The organism is Planctomycetaceae bacterium (assembly GCA_039680605.1).
Classification (GTDB): Bacteria; Planctomycetota; Phycisphaerae; order SM23-33; family SM23-33; genus JAJFUU01.
In genome coordinates this window covers 86,530-103,706 of the sequence record JBDKTA010000044.1, presented here as the reverse complement: position 1 = coordinate 103,706, position 17,177 = coordinate 86,530, and the positions used below count along the sequence as shown (strand labels likewise).

Genomic DNA, 17,177 nt, shown 5'->3' with positions numbered 1-17,177 from the left:
GGCTGCGAGTATGAGGAGCATCCGATGAGTCTGCTGTCCCGGGCAGGAATCCTGAAAAAGCCGCAGTCGCTCTCCGAGTCGATCGGATACACGCTGTTGTCGATGGTGGAGGTGGCCGTCTTCTTCGGGGTGCTGTCGGTGGTGTACTTCGTAGCCATATCGAGCCTCTATGTCGTCATGCGCAATCGCGGCGCCCTCGATGAAGGCAACGAGCAGGCCCTCAAGTACGCCGGCGCCAAGGAGGAATACTCCGGGGTCGACGTCTTCGAGCAGGAACCGCGCTCGGCGAAGGAGATGGTCGCCGCCGCCAGGCGACTGCTGACGGCGGCGCAAACCCTCGCCGTTCCTGTCGAGGTTCACAAAGACTCCGCCACGCGCCCCGCGACGGCGCCGGCGGCAGCAATGCTGCAGGCGGAGAAACTCGACGCCGAGGCGCGCAAGGTCGCCGAACTGGCCGCGGTGCTGATGCGCAACATCGCCTCGAACTACAACACCGCCCCGACCGTCTCGCCACAGTTCAAGCAGGCCACCGAGGCCGCCGCCGCCGAAGCTCTCAAAGCCCAGGAACTGGCGCTGCAGATCCACAAACGCGTCGCGCCTACTTCGCCGTACGTGGTGAAGATCCAGCCGCTGGAACTGCAGGACGCTGCCCAGCGCAAGGAACTGGCCAATTTCTTCAGCACCGAGAAAGCGCCGCGGTTTTTCGAGTGGTCGCTGTTCACCGAAGTGCCGGTGTGGCTCTGGTTCGTCCAGGGCGCCGTCTACCTGCTGCTGGTGACGATCTATTGGGCCCCGGCCGGCGAAGGCATCAATGAGATCGAACTGCGAGCGCTGGTGCTGACGATGCTGGCGGCGCTGGTGGCCGCCGGAGTGGCCAACTTCGCCCTGGTCCGCGGATTGGCCAAGACATTTTGGAACATCATCACGGGCTGATGGACCTGCCATGCCCCTGCCGATGTATAATGTGCCCAGGAGGTACGGGTCAATGACGAGATACGCAACATTACTGCTTCTGGCGGCCGTCATAACGATGGCCGGCTGCAGACGAAACGACTCTGTTCCGCCTCGCGCCGAGAAACATGACGCGACCAAGGACACTCCTGTCAGCACCGTCAGCGACTTTGTCGATCCGGCGTTGGCGGCGGACCAGGCGGAACTGGCTGCCGAGATCAACCGGCGCAAGACCGTTCCGGCCATTGGGGAGGCATTGCCTCCCAGCACGACAACCGCCCCGGCGACGACGCAACCGGCCACTGCTCCCACCACTGACGCCGCGGCGGCGACGACACAGCCGACGCCGCTGCCCGACGCGACACCGCCGCCGGCACCGGCCCCGGCGACGCCGGAGCCCGCAGCGCCGGGCGGCGCGACCGGCGGGGCCGACCCCGCGGGCGCGGCGCCGGCCCCGAAGACCGGTAGCGGCGAGTTCGATCTTCCCGGCGAGGCGTCCCCGCCGGCGCAGCAGTAGGCACAAGACCGCCAATAGCGCCAGACGGGCGGGGCACTCGAGGGACCGGGGCGAAAAGTCCGGTCAGTGGTTGTAGCGGCACGTGACATTACAGATGGATTCCCTTCCACACGCACATAGTTTCAACGAGATTCGCCTCTGCCTGATGGTTCGCCTCTGCAGCGCCTGCGGCAAGGGGCCTTTTGAAATTCAAGGCGAGCCGGTGGCCCCCTCGCAGAGCGGACCTGTCCGTGTCGAGGCCCGGTGCAAAGCCTGCAACGCCTGCCATGACTTCGATTTCATCTGCGACCCGCTGCCCCACGACGAACAGGGCCAGTGTCTGACCATCAACCCCAAGCCCCAGCCCAGCCGCATCGTCGACCTGGGCCAATGGCTCAGCCTCAGCGATCTGATGATGATCGAGTCGCGCAAGGCCGCCTCGCCCGCCGAGGCGCGCCTGGCCGCCTGCCAGGCCGCCCTCTGTCTGCAGGAAGCCCTCAAGTTCTACGCCCCGCACGAGCAACTGCCCCCGCCCGGGGCGTTCTTCCACTCCGACGTCCCCTACCACGCCGCCCCCGAGCAGTTCGCCCAAGACCACCTGCGGGACCTGCTGGCCAGACTCCCCAGCCCCGGTCCGTCGATGCCCCCGCCCGCGTCCGCCTCGCCGCCGCGGCGGGCCTGGTGGCAATTTTGGAAACCCAAACCAACTGTCTGATGAGGTCCGATATGCTTGCCCCCGCCGTCGCCGAATACTTGATAACCCATCGCTCGCGGCACCTCGACGAGCTGATGGATCTGCTTCGCTTCCCCTCGATCGCCAACGTCAGCGGCGACGCCGACGCCTGCACGCCCTGCGCCCAATGGCTCGCGCAGCGGCTCATCGCCGCCGGATGCTCCGCACGCGTTGTGCCCACCACCGGCAAGCCCAACGTGCTGGCCCACGCACCGGCCGCCGCCGGGCCCGACGCGCCGCGCGTGCTCATCTACGGTCATTACGACGTCCAACCGGCCGACCCGCTCGACCAGTGGACCAGCCCCCCCTTCGAGCCCGCCGTCCGCGGCGGCGCCGTCTATGCCCGCGGCGCCAATGACAACAAGGGACAGCTCTTCACGCACGTGATGGCCATCGAGGCCTGGCAGCGGACGCTGGGCCTGCCCGTCAACGTCACGCTGCTGCTGGAGGGCGAAGAGGAAATCGGTTCGCCCGACCTGGAGCCGTTCATTCTCGAACATAAAGACGAGCTGTCCGCCGACGCCGCCGTCATCAGCGACTCGTCCTTCTTCGCCGATGGCATCCCGAGCATCACTTACGCCCTGCGAGGGCTGGTCTACGCCGAGTTGACCCTCACCGGACCCAATCGCGACATCCACAGCGGCGAGTACGGCGGCGCGGCTGCCAATCCCGTCAACGCCTTGACGGCCATGATCGCCTCGCTGCACGACGCGAGCGGCCGCGTGACGCTCAAGGGCTTCTACGACGACGTGCTGCCGCTGACCGATGCCGAGCGCCGGGCGTGGGAGACCCTGCCTTTCGATGAATCGGCGATGGCGACGTTCCTGGGCGTGCGCGACGGGCGCCTGGGCGGCGGAGAGAAGAACCTGCCCGCCCTGCAGCGCCTCTGGGCCAGGCCCACGCTCGACTGCAACGGCATCGTCGGCGGATACACGGGAAAGGGTTCCAAGACGATCATCCCGGCCCGCGCCTCGGCCAAGTTCTCGATGCGACTGGTCGCCAACCAGAACCCCTGGAAGATCGAACAGGCGCTGGCCGAGTTCGTGGCCGCCAACACCCCGCCGGGCCTGGCGAGCGACCTGGTGTTCCACGCCTCCTCGCGGCCGGTGATGCTGGCGACGCAGAGCCCGTCGATGACGGCAGCGCAGGCGGCTGTCAGCGAGGCCTTCGGCAAGAGCCCGGTGCTGATCCGGTGCGGGGCGTCGGTACCGGTGACGGAGCTGATCCAGCGCGTCCTGGGGCTCGACGCGGTCCTGATGGGCTTTGGTCTGCCCGAGGACAACCTCCACAGTCCCAACGAGCACTTCAAGCTCGACCAGCTCTACCGCGGATCCATCGCCTCGGCCGCCCTGCTGGAGCACCTGGGCAACCGTTGACAGAGGAGATGCCACATGCTTCATGACCCCAGCCACGTCACGCCGGCCCCGACCACCGAACCGATCGAACTGCCGCCCGCCGACCGCGCGGTCCTTCGCGAGCTGGCCGAGCGGGTCGCCCAGGTCGCCGCGATGAGCGTCCACCGTGACACGGCAGCGCTCTGGACGCGCCTAAACGACCTGGACTCGCTGCGCCCGATGGTCTGGGTGAATGAGATTCCCTGGCACGAGATGGACGTCGACGGCGAACTGGCCCTGCGCACGAGCCACCCCTGGGCGCGCGAGCAGGAAACCCAGATGCGCCAGACGCTCTACCAGTGGAAGCACATGCCCGCCGACATGGTCGTCAGCGACTTCCTCGAATGCCCGCTAGCCCTGCACTCCAGCGACTTCGGGATCATCGAAGAGGTCGATATCGCCACCACCGACGCCGCCAGCGGCATCTACAGCCGCCGGTTCCACCGCCAGATATCCGGGCCGGAGGACATCGAGAAGATCCGCATGCCCACCGTCACCCACAACGAAGCGGCCAGCCGCATCGCCCTGGAGACGATGCGCGACCTTTACGAGGACATCATGCCCGTGCGCCAGGTCGGGCAGACCCACATCTGGTTCACCCCGTGGGACTACCTCATCCGCTGGTGGGGCGTCGAGGAGGCGATGGTCGACCTGGTCAACCGACCGGAGATGGTCCATGCCGCCGTCGACCGCATGGTCGACGCCTGGATGGTCGAGCTCGACCAATTCGTCGCACTCAACGCCCTGAGCCTGGACAACCGCAACATCCGCGTGGGCTCAGGCGGATACGGGTACGTCAGCGGCCTGCCCGGCGGCGACTACGACCCCGCCCGCGTGCGGCCTCACAATATGTGGGGCTGCTCGAACGCCCAGATCTTCGCGCAAGTCTCGCCCGAGATGCACTGGCAGTTCGCCCTCGAACACGACCTGCGATGGCTCAGCCGCTGGGGCCTGACGTACTACGGCTGCTGTGAACCGCTGCACCTGAAGATGGGCCTGCTCCAGCGCGTGCCCAACCTGCGGAAGGTCTCGATGAGCCCGTGGGTAGACCTGACCAAGGCCGTCGAGGCCGTCGGCGACCGCTACATCTTCAGCTTCAAACCCAACCCCGCCTTGCTGGCCGAAGACCACTGGCGCCCCGAGGCAGCGCGGGCTCACATCCGCCAAGTGCTGGACCTGGCGGGCGGACGCTGCCATATCGAACTGATCTTCAAAGACATCTCCACCGTCCGCTACCAGCCCCAGCGCCTGTGGGAATGGACCGCCATCGCCCAAGAAGAAGCCGCCCGCTGCGCCGGCTGACCGCGAAAACTGCACGAATCGCAGAGCCCGCAAAGGCCGCAGAGAAACCTGCATGCGCCTATGGGACTATTGGTGCAGGTTTGTCATTCGGAGCGTTAGCCGGGGCGGGGGAATTGGGATGACTGGCCACGTTCGGGCGCGTCGCTGCCCGCAAGGGACCGGGCGGCACGCCCTGGGCTTCGGGCAAGCCCTGTCTTCCTGAATCGGTTTCTGCCCCGCCCGCATGGTCGCCGCAGCCGGCAAAGATGGACGCCGCCAGCAGTGCCAGGACCGTCGCAAGATTCCGCAATGTCCCCGCCATGCGAGTCTCCTATGAGCGGCTGGCGCCTGAGGGGTTGATCCCGTCGCGCCGCAATTCGTCGCCCGTCGCCGGCTGAGCGATCTCTGCGGGCGGATGATCGTACCATCCCGGATCGGCGTTGCGTGCCAGGTCTTCATCGCTGATCTGGGCGCGAACTTTGAAGAGGCTGGTCATGCCGCCGAAGGTGATCGGCCCAAACGGCCCGTCCTCGTTCTTCATCGGGATGGAGTTGGGCGGGATCGGGTGCATGGGGCGCCCGGTACGATCATTCATCCCGCCAGTGGCCATGGTCATGTAGTTGGGCAGAAGCTGCTGAATCTCTTTATCCGTCTCGCCGGGGGCCACTCCGACCAGGTTGGTAAAGAGGTGGTTCATCTGATTCATGGTGTGGTGGGTCATGTGGCAGTGGAAAATCCAGTCGCCGGGATTCAACGCCAGCAGCTCCCATTCCTGCGTGCGCCCCACCGGAATCAGCGCCGTCACCTGCATGACCTGCTGGGCCGGGGGCACACGAAAGCCGTTGTGGGCGGTTATGGCGAACTCGTAGCCGTGAAGGTGGATCGGGTGGTGGTCGATGGGCGAGAGATTACCGAATCGCAGGCGCACCCGCTGGCCCAGTCGGGCGACCAGCGGCTCGGTCGCTGGAAAAACAACCCCGTTCATCGTGAAAAGATTGAAGTCCATGCTGAAGGGGTTGATGCGATGGGCCCCCACTTCCACGCGCCACTCCTGGAGCAGGATGACAAAATCCCGGTCCACCGGCAGGCCGATCTCCTCGACGGTATGCAACTGACGCCGCGGGTGCATCACGACCATCCCCGTCAGACCCATGCCTTCCTGCGTCATGGTGTCATGATGGCTGTGGTACATGAACGTGCCGTGCTGGCGGATGGTGAACTCGATCTTGAATGTCTCGCCGGGCAGGGCCGGCGGGTTAGTCAGCCCGCTGACGCCGTCCAAACCGTTGGGCAGCAGGAATCCGTGTGGGTGCAGGCTGGTCGGAGCGGGGAGATGATTGGTCAGATAGATCCGGACCCGATCGCCCTCGACGACCTCAATGGTCGGTCCATTGACGCGTCCGTTATAGCCCCAGGTGAACGCCTCGATCCCCGGAGCGAACTGGTGGCGGATCTCCTGGGCAACCAAGTGGAAGACCTTGACCCCGTCGACGATCTTAAAAGGCAGCGAAACGTTATTGGGCGTGATGACCGGCAGATAGTCTTGCCCCGGCAGCCCCGGCGGCAGGGGGCGGGCTGGATCGATCCGCTCGGTCCGCGTCAGTTGCCGCTCGAGCGATTCGCCCTCCAGCACCTTGGCCCGCCATGCGTCGTTGCGGGTATCGTGAAGATACCGGTCATACTTCGTCCTTTGCGTCTGGGCGGTGGTCGCCGGTGAAGTCGCCGTGGTCGCCGGCGCAGTGGGCAGTTGCCCATGGGCATTGTCGACTCCCGCCAGCGCCGCCCCGGCCAGCACGCCGGCGCCGGCCTTGAGCACGCTTCGACGCGTCTTGGGGGCTGCGCTGGGATCAGACGAAGGATTCGTTTGTCGCGACGCTGGCATAAGCATCACCCTTAAGGATTCCGCGATTCCTGTCGCCCCACGCCCGGCCCGGGTGCATCAGGAAGCATTCCTGCCGCAGGCATCGCCATGAGGTGGCTGGAAACACCCGGCGGCAGCGAGCCGTCAAGCACCTGCTCGAGATCCGTCCTCGCCAGCCAATACTCCGCCAGCGCCAGCACGTATTGCTGACCGGCCTGAATCTGCTGCACCTTGGCCGATAGAAGCTGGAACGGCGTGATCTGCATCGCGTTGTATTGCAGCTGTGATTCGGCCACCAAAGCCGCGTGCAATGGCATGATCACGTCGCGCACGTACAAAACGCGGGAGCGGCTGGCTTGGAAGCCAGCTTCGGCCGAGCGGGCAATCGCCCGGATCTCCGTCGCCAGTGCCGCATACTGCTCCACACGCTGACGCAGACGCGAGCTCTCCTGTGTAACCTGGCCTTGACCGCAATCGAACAACGGGATAGGGGAACTGACAGCCGGACCTGCCCCCCATTTGCCTTCGGGGTTGCGCTCAGCCGTGCCCCCCGCGTCCAGGAAGGGAAAGATCGCCAGTGTCGTGTCGAGTTTGAGGCGTCCAGATTGTGCCTGCACCAGTCGCCAGGCGATCGCCAGGTTGAGACTCTCTTCCATCGCCCGCCGCTCGACTTGGATGAACCGCTCTGAAGATGGTCCTGTTACCCTCCATAGCTGCTCCACCGGGACGTCTTCCTGTTTGACCTCGCCGGGACCCAGTATTCCTGCCCTCGCACCGGCAATCTGCTTGTATGTCGGGGGCCCCGCCAACCGCTGGGCCAGCGTCTGAACCTGACCCGTCGCTGTGGCCGTGGGTGCTGTGGTCGTCATTTTGCCCTTTGGCGGAAACTGGCCAAGGTCTATAGCCGCCACGCCCTGAGAATCTTCGTGCGGCCGCAATCCCAGATGCCCCGGCGGTTCCGGAAGGCGCGTGGGCGTTTCCCATTGGGTCTGCGGACCCCAAAGCCCCATCAGCGAGTTGAGTTGCTCACGATTGGCCGCCACGGTCGCTACCGCATGATTTAATGCGACTTTGGCTTCCTCATACAGAGCCCGCTCTCGGAAGACGTCGAGCTGGCGAGTATTGCCCGCCTCGCGCAGACGCTCCATCAGCATGTAGGATCCCTTTGTGGCCTGGACAACGTGCTGGAGCATCTCGACCATCTGCTTGCTGGCCTGATACCTGAAAAAGGCGCGTTTGATGTCGGCCACCAGGTGGATGGTCTGTTCGATAGCGTTAAGCTTGGAGGCCTCAAAACGGTTGCCTTCCAGCTCACGGCGCATTGGGATCGTGATGATGCTGATGACGTTCTGCGTCAGCACGCCTTCAAAGGCCACCCCTTTGCTGAAGAACCGCCAGTCGCCGGAGAAGACGGGGTTTTCCGGCAGGCCCGCCTGAATCAGGGCTCCGCGACGGACGCCGAGCTCTTCAAACGTCGCCTGCAGGCGGCGGTTGTTGACCAGGGCGATCTGGACGGCCTTGTCGAGGGTCAGTTCGTCGCTGAGCAGTTCGGCGACCATGCGATTGACGAGTTCGTCTTCCGCTATACCGCGCGTCCAGGACGGGCCATATCCGCTGCGCCGCTGCGACTGGCTGCGCACCTGGGCGAATCCCGTCTCCGGCGGTGTGCAACTGCTCAGGCAGCATAGCAGGACCGCCAGCAGGGCCGACAGCCCAACGGCGATGCGATAGGTTCTTCCGTCCGGTGAAGACATCATGGCGCCCCTCCCATGTGGCGGTGATGCTGCGCCGGGGATGGGCGCGTCGCCGGCATAGAGGCAGCCCCGCGCGGCAGGCGGCGCGTCCGGTAGGCTTCGTCCATAGTCGGAAGGATGGCGTCGGGCTCGACTGCAGACGTCGCCACCGGAGACATGCCCGTCGGCGCAATCGTCAACGACTCAGGCGGCACGGGAGGCTGTCCGGTCGGGGACTGCGAAATCCCGGGATCATTGGCCTTAAGGGAGTCGGCAATGATGGCCTGCGAACATCCCGTCCCCAGCATCGCCAGGAAAAGCAATGCTCCGGCAAGTCCTGCCCTGGCCCCCATCTGGCCTCCCTACGTTAACAGCTAAGCGTACTGCGACCACATTGAACACACTGATTCTATGGATCAGGCCAGCGTTTCCCAACTGAGCCCGCGTCTTTTCTTGGGCCCCGTCAGGCATTCTGGATGTTGCTCACGCTTATACGCTGACAAATGCCCGGTCACGTCGCCTCGGCTTGGCGAAGTCTTTGACGGTATCCCATCGGAGAGATCTGGAAGTGCCGTTTGAAGGCGTTGCTGAAGGCAAACTGCGACTGGTAGCCGACCAGCGAGGCCAGCATCGCGATGGAGGACTCGGTAACCTGAAGCAACTGGGCGGCGCGGCGCATGCGCAGCTTGGCCAGATACGCCACGGGGCTGTCGTTGTACTCGCTGCGGCAGAGGCGCGTGAGGTGCTGCTCGGACAGATCCACCAGCCCCGCCATGCGCTCCAGCGTCCACTGCCCGCCGATATCCTGCTCGATCGTCTCCCACAAGTCCGCCAGGCGACCCGGCAGAGGCTGCTGGCGCATCAACCGCACGGCTTGAGCATGCAGAAGGTCGACGAGGCATTCGACCACGTCGGCCGGGGCCTGGGCAGACCACTCGCGCAGCAGACCGCTGGCGGCGTGATCGAGTCCCCAGACGTCCACCGGGTGAAGAACGCTCTGGGGGCCGATCCAAGTCTCGACGGCAGCAGACGAATACAGAACCGCCACGAACGTCGCCTTCCTGGACCGCACCTGCACGCCGCCGGCGCAGCCGGCCGGGCACAGGAACAAGTCGCCCGTCCGGGCGCTGCGCCACTCGCCGTTGACCCAGAACTCGCACCGCCCGCCGATGACGGCCGCGAACTGCGGCACCTGGTGGCATCGCGAGAACGATCTCGAATGCGTCGTCCACGTCGAGATGCCCACCATGTGAATGTGATGGGCGGACAACTGGGGCAATTCCTGGCAGGTGACGAAGCGGTCGTTCGAGCCCGGCGCACTGAAGTGGCCATCCTGCGGTATCGGGGTCTCGGGATTAGCTGATGAGGTCATGGCAACTCCGGATGTTGAAAACTGAATATACCATGAGTGGCCGGCAGAATGCTATTGTGCCTTAATTTCCCCTCACGCCAGAAGAATCCCGGTCGTACAGCGGGAAAGGCATGTTCGGTGCGAGCATAGGACCACACACAACTCACAACTGCTGTTTCTGACCCTTGCCCCAGGCGCGGGGCGTCATGCCGGTCCGGGCCTCGATGCTGCGGCGCATTTGCTTTTCTGTGGCGTATCCGCTGGCGATTGCCACCTCGGAAACGTTCATCGTCGATGAGGCCAGAAGTTCCATCGCCCGCTCGACTCGCTTGCCTCGCAGCAGCGAACCGGCGGTGCAGTGAAGATGCTTGTGGCAAAGGATGTTGAGCCCGGTGACAGACAGCCCCGCCTCGGCCGCCAGTTGGGGCAGGCCCAGGCGCGGGTTGGTGAACCCGCTCCAGATCAGCCTCAAGGCTCTGGCGAGGCGCTCGTCCGACGTGGCGAGAATGTCGCTGCTGGCGCGGACGACGACCGGCTCAGGGGCGACCTTGATCGGCTCGACGGGCGGCGCCTGCCCCTGCATCAGGCGATCGAGCAGGGCAGCGGCTTCTCCGGTCTGCCTGCGCTGATTGAGCGGCACGGCGGTGATAGGGACGGTAGCGTTCTCGCAGAGGGTCGGTTCGTCCATGCAGCTCGCCACGGCCACCTGTGAAGGAACGATGAAGCCCGCTTCCTGGCAGGCCTCAATGCCCTCCAGGGCGATCCAACCACTGTCAAAGATGACGCCGGCGGGTTTGGGCAGCGCCGCGATCTCCTGCGCCAGCCAAAGGCGAAAGCGTGCGGCGTCCCATCCAAACTGCGCCGCCCCTCGCGCGGGGAAATCCATGCGCGTGTACGCCGCCCCTGCCGCCTGGGCCGCCTCTCGAACGCCGGACTCCTGCTCGTTTAGAATCCAAACCGAACCCAGCCAGCAATACGCCAGGTTGCGAAACCCCCGCTCGATCAGGTGCCGCGCCGCCAGAACCCCGGTTTGGCGGTGGTCGCAAAGTACGCGGGGAACTTTCAACGCAGGTTGCGTCATCGACGTCTCGACCACCGGCACGGGGCTGTCGGCCCAACCGGGCATGGGCTTGTCGCCGGGACCAAATGGCAACGAACTGATAATACCCGCGCAATCCCATCGGCGAGCGTAGTCGGAGGCTCTCTGGTGGGCGTTGTCCCAGTTGGTGGCCGTCAGTACCCACCCGGCCGAATGCCCATATTCGTAAGCTGCATCCCGAGCCCCGTCCGGGATTCCCAACAAGAGTACGCGTGTGGCTTTTTGTGTCGCTGAGCTCATGGCAAGATTGTTACCGCCGAAGCGGTCTGGGTCAAGAACCATTTGTCGAAAATGTCCGATCTAGCATCCTATCATCACTAGCTTTCCCATGATCCCTGTCGTAAAAATGTCTTACATGTTTTTCGTAAATGTCCGTATACAAAATGGAGACTCATGGTATGCTCGTTCTGCCTTGACGCGCCGGGCTGGGCAGCAGTCGATCTGGCGGCTGCCCCCCGACAGGAGGCGCGTCAGAAGGACCGGTACGCGGGCTCGTGCCGGCAAGGTCCAATGTACTCCGGTCGCCGAGCCGGCAACGATAAGCCTTCTGGCCCATCCGCGGCTTGGCAGGACGCGCGGCTGAACCACAAACGACTTGGCGGCGTCCGAGACGCGTTCGCGGATGCCTGCTTGCAGATAACGGCATTTATTGTAAAGGAGCAGCAAAATGCGCAAGTACACTCTGGTGTTGGCCCGTAACAGTAACTCAAGAAAAGGATGGTGCAAGATGACAAGTTTCAAGACGATTCTGGCAGTGGTCGCTGTTGTCCTGTTCTGCGGGCTGCTGACCGCCCCGGTCGGCGCTGCCGTTATCACGCTGGATTTCAACGGCATACCCGCGGGAACGGCCGTGGGCGAGTACTACAACGGCGTCGGCGGGCCGGACTACGATATTTCTTTCGTCGTCGGCAACGGCAGCCGGCCTGGAACCGTCCGAGACGGCGGCGTTCGCCAGTTCATCGCCAATATGCCCAACGGGTTCGACACGGAGATCACCCTGGATTTCGTGTCTGTTCCGGTCGGGTCTGCCATCACTATTTACAGCGATGTCGACATGGGAGGAACCGTGCTGTTTACCCAGGGCTGGGGCATGGGCTCCGGCACTGCTGTCGCTACGTTCTCCGGGACCGGCAAATCCATCCAGGTCTCCCACTGGAGCGGCGAACCCGTCTTCGACAACCTGCACTTCAGCAATATCAATATGGCCAACATCCCCGAGCCGGCGACGATGAGCCTGCTGGCCATCGGCGGCCTGGCGGCGTTGATTCGCAGGAAGAAACAGTAATCCGTTATCAGTAAACTGTAATCAGTGGCAATTGAGCAGCGGGCGGCTACCCAGTGAGGCAGCCGCCCGCTGTTCTTTTTGTTGCCCCGGCCCCTGAATCGGGTACATTGATTTCCCCTCACCGATTACGGATTACTGATTACCGATTACCGATTACTGGTTACTGCTCTATGTCCATAAAACGTGCATTGGCCGCGATCGCCGGCGAAAAGGTCGACCGTGTCGCGCAGTTCGAGTTCCTCACGCACGAGGCGTTCTTTCGCAGCGCCACGGGCATTGACCCGCGGACCAAGCCCACGGAAAGCTACCTGGCGTACCTGGAGAAGTTCGACATCGACGCGACGCTCTTTGCGGCTTTCGGCGCGACGGACCTGACTGACGGGCAAGTGGCGGCCGCGGGCGACCACCACGTCCGCACGGCGTGGGGCATGCGCGAGACGCAGTGGATGACCAACCCGATCTACAAGACGCGCCAGGAGATTCTGGACTTCGACCCCCGCAGGCACGACGACATCAGCCTCGCCCAGCGCATCGACGGATGGTGCCGGAACTATCGCGACACGCAGGCGCTGCTGGGCGAGCGGTCGCTGCTGGTGCCGGGTCACTTCATGCTCGTCCTGCATTACATGCCGTACTACTGCGACTGGACGCTCTTCATGGAGATGGTCGCTACGGAGCCTGAATCTCTTAGGCCGATGCTGGACCGCTGCACCGACTACTCCGTCGACACCTTGACCGCCATGGCGGCTACCGACGCGCCGATGCTGATGGCGCACGAAGATCTCTGCAGCGCTCGCGGGCCGATCTTCAGCCCGGCGTTCCTGCGGCGCGAAGTCTTTCCGCGATACCAGCGCATTTACGAACCGGCGATCAAGGCAGGCAAGAAAGTGCTGGCCACCAGCGACGGGCTGATCGAGCCGATCGCGAAGGACTTCATTGCCGCCGGCGCGACGGGCCTGTTCATGGAGGCCATGAACGACCCGGACACGATCATTGACGCGGTGGGCCCGCGCGGCCAGATCGTCGGCGGCGCCAGCACGACCACTCTCACCACCGGCACGCCCGAGACCATCGCCGCCGAAGTGGCCGCCACGCTAAAGAAAGCCAAGCGCCTCCCGGGCTTCTTCATCTGCCTCGGCGGCGAGGCCCCACAGAACGTCCCGGTCGAAAACCTGCAGGCCTACTTCGACGCCTGCCGGCTGCATCGGTAAAGATGGGAACCGGGAGCAGGGAACCGGGAACCGGGACTGGGAGCCGGAAGGGTGCCACGCACAACTCCGTTGTGCGTGTCCCCGATGCCGCCCGCGCCGGGTGCCGTGGCGCGCAGGGCCGAAGGCCCGAAGAGCCACGATGGCCTGAGGACAAGAGTATATTGCTTGATTACTTGCCGCATTCGGCTGCTCGACGTAGACTTCAGACGTGCTGAATGAACTTTCAGATGATGGAGACGGCGACATTATCGGCGGGCGTTTACCAAGCAACGGGCGATGGCAGCGGCTCGTTCAGTGTGAACTTCTGGGTCAAGCCCAAACCGGCCATGGATCGAGCTTGACGACCCTCATCGGGAACCAGACCAGCGCAGGCTATACAAGCACGAACTGGCAGATATCCGCTGCTCTTCTGAGATCGGCTAGGGTTTGATCTTCGACGGGTCGTAGCTGTACACGTCGAGGGTCTTGAGCGTGGCCGCTCCACCGGCGGCAGAGGCCTGCACCTTCGCCAGGTCCTTGAGCGGGCGGGCGAACTGGTACATGCCGTTGACCTGCATCTGCATCACGCCGCCGACCACGATCGCTCGAACCCGCACCGACTTCTCCCATTGGCGCAAAGGCATCGGCACGCGGATGCCGTCGCAGGTGAGCCACTTACCGTCCCACGTCAGCTCGAGCGCCCTGTCGCCCTGCAGCTTCAGGGTCAGGGTCTTGGCGTCCGCCGGAACAATCTCGGCTTCGACCATCGCGCCGGCCGTGCCCTTGGGCACGTCTACACCGGCTGGAACGTCCAGGGACTTGTCCGCGAGTTTGGCGATGGGCTGGCGGACCTTTTCAATCTGCGGCATGATCTTGTAGGCCAGATCAAACAGCGGACAGAAGCCGATATGCTGGCCTTTCTGGGCCATGTCCTGCCAGTTGCCCCATTTGCACCCGGCGCAGCGGTAGACAAACTCGACATTGCCGCCATCGACGTGTACCAGCCCGCAGGCCCCGGCGCCCCACAGGGCGATCTGCGTGGTGTTGATGATCTTGCCGCCGGCCTGTTCCCAGGAGGCGTAGTCGTGGCTGTGCCCGCCGAAGACATAGACCGCCGCGAACTTCTGCGGCTGCAGCGCCTGGGGCGGAATGTTGGGGAAATGCACAAAGGCGAAGACTTGCGTTCCGGCCTTGACGGCGTCGAGGTCGGCCTTGAGGAACGCCAGGGCGATATCCGGGATGCCGCACTCGATCTTGCCGCCCTCGGGCCTCACCCAGTCGATGCCCACGAAGTGCGCCCCGCGATAGTCGAACGACCATCGCACCGGGCCCAGGTGTTTGGTGTACGCCCCGCCGCCGAAGATCGGATCGTCTTTGGACCACTCGGTCTGATGCACACCGACGTAGTCATGGTTGCCCGGCACATAGAAGATCGGCACCGGCAGCGTGCGGCCGTGCGCGACGATGTCACTGAACATTTTTTCGGCGCTGTCGGGGCCGGCGTATCCCAGATCGCCCGTTTCCACGACGAAGGAGAGGGTCTGACCCATCTGCGGGAAATGCTTTCCCCAGTTCTCGACCACCGCCCCGCTGCTGTGATCGTCGGTGATATGCGCGAAGATGAAGGGTCCGGTCTCTTTGTCCTCGCGCAGGGCAAAATTCACAGCCGCCGCATCTTTGATCTGGTCCAGCCGCGCCCACCACGTCCCCACCGGCCAGTGCCCGCTGGGCCAGCTCACCGAAACTACCTGCGAGGCCTTGCGGGGAAACATCTCGTCGTCGCTGACGGCGATCGTGTAGGACCCGTCGGGACCTGTGGTGACGAACTTGACGCTGTCGGTGACGCGCACGCCGGCCAGCCCTTTCTCGCCGGCGTCAAGCTTTCCGTTGGCGTTGGCGTCGAGAAAGACTTTGCCGCTGACGGTTTTCGGCGCAGCCGCGGAGCACACAGAGGCTATCAGCAATATGCCCGCAGCAAGAAGAGCGAATGAAAGCGTTGGCTTCGTGGACAAGAGATTTCTCCTTCATAACATAGACCACACGCTCCTGATGCATCCCGCAGGGACGCCAGGATTTAGCCGGAGGCATGAGCCTCCGGAGCCTCTTCGAGGCTCATGTAGCCATCCATTCATCCATATCACCAGCTATAGCTTCCGCGCCTCGAAGGTCTTCTCGTCGATGATCTTGCCTTGCAGATCGTAGACCTTCATCGTACACGTGTTGTCTTTGAGATCAAAGACGCAGTAGTGCAGCGAGCCGGCGACGAAGAGTTTGGAGTACGGGTTGCCCGCAGAAGCGCGGCCGCTCTTTTTGTACAGCGGCGCTCCGGCCCCGCCGGCGACGATGCACGGGACGCCCTTATCGGCGGGGGGTTCGGAGCGTTCGTAGTCGTGGTCGTGGCCGGCCACCATCGCCTGCACCTTGTATTTGGCCAGCAGCGGCATGATGACCTTCTGGCAGGCGTACATGGTTTCTTCGCCGCGCCCGTGCGGGCCCGACGACCACGCCGGGTAGTGCGTCAGGAAGAAGACGAACTTTTCCTTCGACGCCTCCAGCACGCCCTCGAGCCACTTGATATTCTTTGATCCGGCATTCCAGTCCTCCGCGCCATCGATGCCGATGAACAGCACGCCGCCGATGGTCTGCGACCAGTTCATCGCCCGCCCGTCGCCGCCGGGGCTGTAGATCATCTCGGCGTAGATCGGGGCGTGGTCCTCATGATTGCCGATCACCGAGTACAGGGGCACCGTCGCAAAGAGCTCTTTCGCCGGGGCGAAGAACTCGCTGTCCCAAAGCTCATCGAGCGGACCGCTGCTGACCGTGTCGCCGGTGAAGAAGAACGCTTCCGGGGCGGCCTTGAGCGAGGCCGTCGCCACGTTCCTCCATCCGCCGGGATTCGAGCGGCTGTCGCCGGCGATCACGAAACGAAAGCCCTTGGGGTTGTGTCCCGGCACGATCACGTCGAAAGGCCCTTCGCTCTTCGAGGCCGTCCCGACGCGGGCCGTCAGCGTGTACGAGAACTTCTTGGCCCCCGGCGGGATCGCCACCTTGAGCCGGTGAATGTAGCCTCGCTCGCTGACGACCGAAGAGATGTCGGTCTTTACCGTCACTTCCGCCGGCACGTTCGTGCGGCAGGTGACAGTGAAGTAGTCGGCCCCGACATGCCCCAGCACCGGACCGGACTGGATGGCCACGGCCGCCGGGGGCAGCAGTTCCAGCCGAGGGGCCACCGCGACCGCGGCCGCCACATCGAGCGTATTGGTGTACTTGCCCGTGGCGACCAGGACGTTCTTGCCCTTGACGAGGTACTTTCTGCAGTCCAGCGGGATCGACTGGTAGAGCATGCCATCCAGCGGACCGGCGACGGCCTTGCCGTTGATCGTATAGCTCGGCGCCGCCCCGAGGTTGGGGTCGGCCGCCAGGAACATCCCGCCGCAGGCGTCGAGATCGTCGACGACGAATTCCGCCTGTGCGGCCACCGACACCACGGCCAGGGGCTTGATCTCCTGCCTGGCGAGGGTGAAGGTTTTGCCTTCGTCAGCCGAGTACGTCCAGGCGGCGTTGGTCAGGGGGAGTTTGATCTGCGGATCGTCGCCCATCGCGGGCGCACAGGTCAGCAGCAGGCAGGCGACCAGAAGCTTGGACATCATGCGATGCTCCATTTCAGTGGTGACTAACGGATGATACTGATTCCGCCGCGGCGGCGGAAACATTCTTTGGGGCGCGGGCATTTTCTGAAGGCCCCGGCACTGAGATGCCGGGGCATTTACACCGCCCAGGACGGGACTGCGCGCGATCAGCCT

At 64.1% G+C, this 17,177-nt stretch carries 14 protein-coding genes; 8 read left to right on the top strand and 6 right to left on the bottom strand.

Features of this window, described 5'->3' with window-relative positions:
- Nucleotides 1–24: 24 nt before the first annotated feature.
- From ABFD92_13315 to ABFD92_13295, 5 genes are all read left to right on the top strand, one after another.
- Nucleotides 25–933: a hypothetical protein gene (locus ABFD92_13315; GenBank protein ID MEN6505518.1), complete on the top strand. Its 909-nt coding sequence runs from the start codon at nt 25–27 to the stop codon at nt 931–933.
- 52 nt (nt 934–985) lie between these two features.
- Nucleotides 986–1,468 carry a hypothetical protein gene (locus ABFD92_13310; GenBank protein ID MEN6505517.1) on the top strand — a complete coding sequence of 161 codons (483 nt, stop codon included), beginning with the start codon at nt 986–988 and terminating at the stop codon, nt 1,466–1,468.
- A 94-nt stretch (nt 1,469–1,562) separates the two neighbouring features.
- The gene (locus ABFD92_13305) at nt 1,563–2,162 is read left to right on the top strand and encodes a hypothetical protein (protein ID MEN6505516.1); all 600 of its coding nucleotides are present in this window, start codon (nt 1,563–1,565) and stop codon (nt 2,160–2,162) included.
- Nucleotides 2,163–2,173: 11 nt separating this feature from the next.
- Nucleotides 2,174–3,556: a dipeptidase gene (locus ABFD92_13300; GenBank protein MEN6505515.1), complete on the top strand. Its 1,383-nt coding sequence runs from the start codon at nt 2,174–2,176 to the stop codon at nt 3,554–3,556.
- A gap of 15 nt (nt 3,557–3,571) precedes the next feature.
- Nucleotides 3,572–4,876, top strand: a complete 1,305-nt coding sequence (locus ABFD92_13295) for a hypothetical protein (protein MEN6505514.1) — start codon at nt 3,572–3,574, stop codon at nt 4,874–4,876.
- A gap of 310 nt (nt 4,877–5,186) precedes the next feature.
- On the opposite strand, the gene ABFD92_13290 is transcribed toward ABFD92_13295, so the two are convergent.
- The 4 genes from ABFD92_13290 to ABFD92_13275 all read right to left on the bottom strand — a co-directional run bounded on the left by ABFD92_13290 (nt 5,187) and on the right by ABFD92_13275 (nt 10,926).
- On the bottom strand, nt 5,187–6,737 hold the full coding sequence (locus ABFD92_13290; GenBank protein MEN6505513.1) for a copper oxidase: 1,551 nt from the start codon (nt 6,735–6,737) through the stop codon (nt 5,187–5,189).
- Between the two features lie 11 nt (nt 6,738–6,748).
- Nucleotides 6,749–8,473 carry a TolC family protein gene (locus ABFD92_13285; GenBank protein ID MEN6505512.1) on the bottom strand — a complete coding sequence of 575 codons (1,725 nt, stop codon included), beginning with the start codon at nt 8,471–8,473 and terminating at the stop codon, nt 6,749–6,751.
- 487 nt (nt 8,474–8,960) lie between these two features.
- Nucleotides 8,961–9,821, bottom strand: a complete 861-nt coding sequence (locus ABFD92_13280; protein MEN6505511.1) for an AraC family transcriptional regulator — start codon at nt 9,819–9,821, stop codon at nt 8,961–8,963.
- A 142-nt stretch (nt 9,822–9,963) separates the two neighbouring features.
- A complete protein-coding gene (locus ABFD92_13275; GenBank protein ID MEN6505510.1) occupies nt 9,964–10,926 on the bottom strand; it encodes a substrate-binding domain-containing protein in 963 nt (320 codons plus the stop codon).
- Between the two features lie 700 nt (nt 10,927–11,626).
- Between ABFD92_13275 and ABFD92_13270 the strand changes: the two genes are divergently transcribed.
- The 3 genes from ABFD92_13270 (at nt 11,627) to ABFD92_13260 (ending at nt 13,736) form a co-directional block, all read left to right on the top strand.
- Nucleotides 11,627–12,184: a PEP-CTERM sorting domain-containing protein gene (locus ABFD92_13270; GenBank protein ID MEN6505509.1), complete on the top strand. Its 558-nt coding sequence runs from the start codon at nt 11,627–11,629 to the stop codon at nt 12,182–12,184.
- Between the two features lie 170 nt (nt 12,185–12,354).
- Nucleotides 12,355–13,395 (top strand): uroporphyrinogen decarboxylase family protein, encoded by a 1,041-nt coding sequence (locus ABFD92_13265; protein ID MEN6505508.1) that lies wholly within the window; start codon nt 12,355–12,357, stop codon nt 13,393–13,395.
- 215 nt (nt 13,396–13,610) lie between these two features.
- A complete protein-coding gene (locus tag ABFD92_13260; GenBank protein ID MEN6505507.1) occupies nt 13,611–13,736 on the top strand; it encodes a hypothetical protein in 126 nt (41 codons plus the stop codon).
- A gap of 78 nt (nt 13,737–13,814) precedes the next feature.
- Here the strand turns inward: ABFD92_13260 and ABFD92_13255 are convergent, their stop codons facing one another.
- Together ABFD92_13255 and ABFD92_13250 are read right to left on the bottom strand one after the other, a co-directional pair.
- Nucleotides 13,815–15,386 (bottom strand): metallophosphoesterase, encoded by a 1,572-nt coding sequence (locus ABFD92_13255; GenBank protein ID MEN6505506.1) that lies wholly within the window; start codon nt 15,384–15,386, stop codon nt 13,815–13,817.
- Nucleotides 15,387–15,518: 132 nt separating this feature from the next.
- The gene (locus ABFD92_13250; protein MEN6505505.1) at nt 15,519–17,024 is read right to left on the bottom strand and encodes a metallophosphoesterase; all 1,506 of its coding nucleotides are present in this window, start codon (nt 17,022–17,024) and stop codon (nt 15,519–15,521) included.
- Between the last annotated feature and the right edge of the window lie 153 nt (nt 17,025–17,177).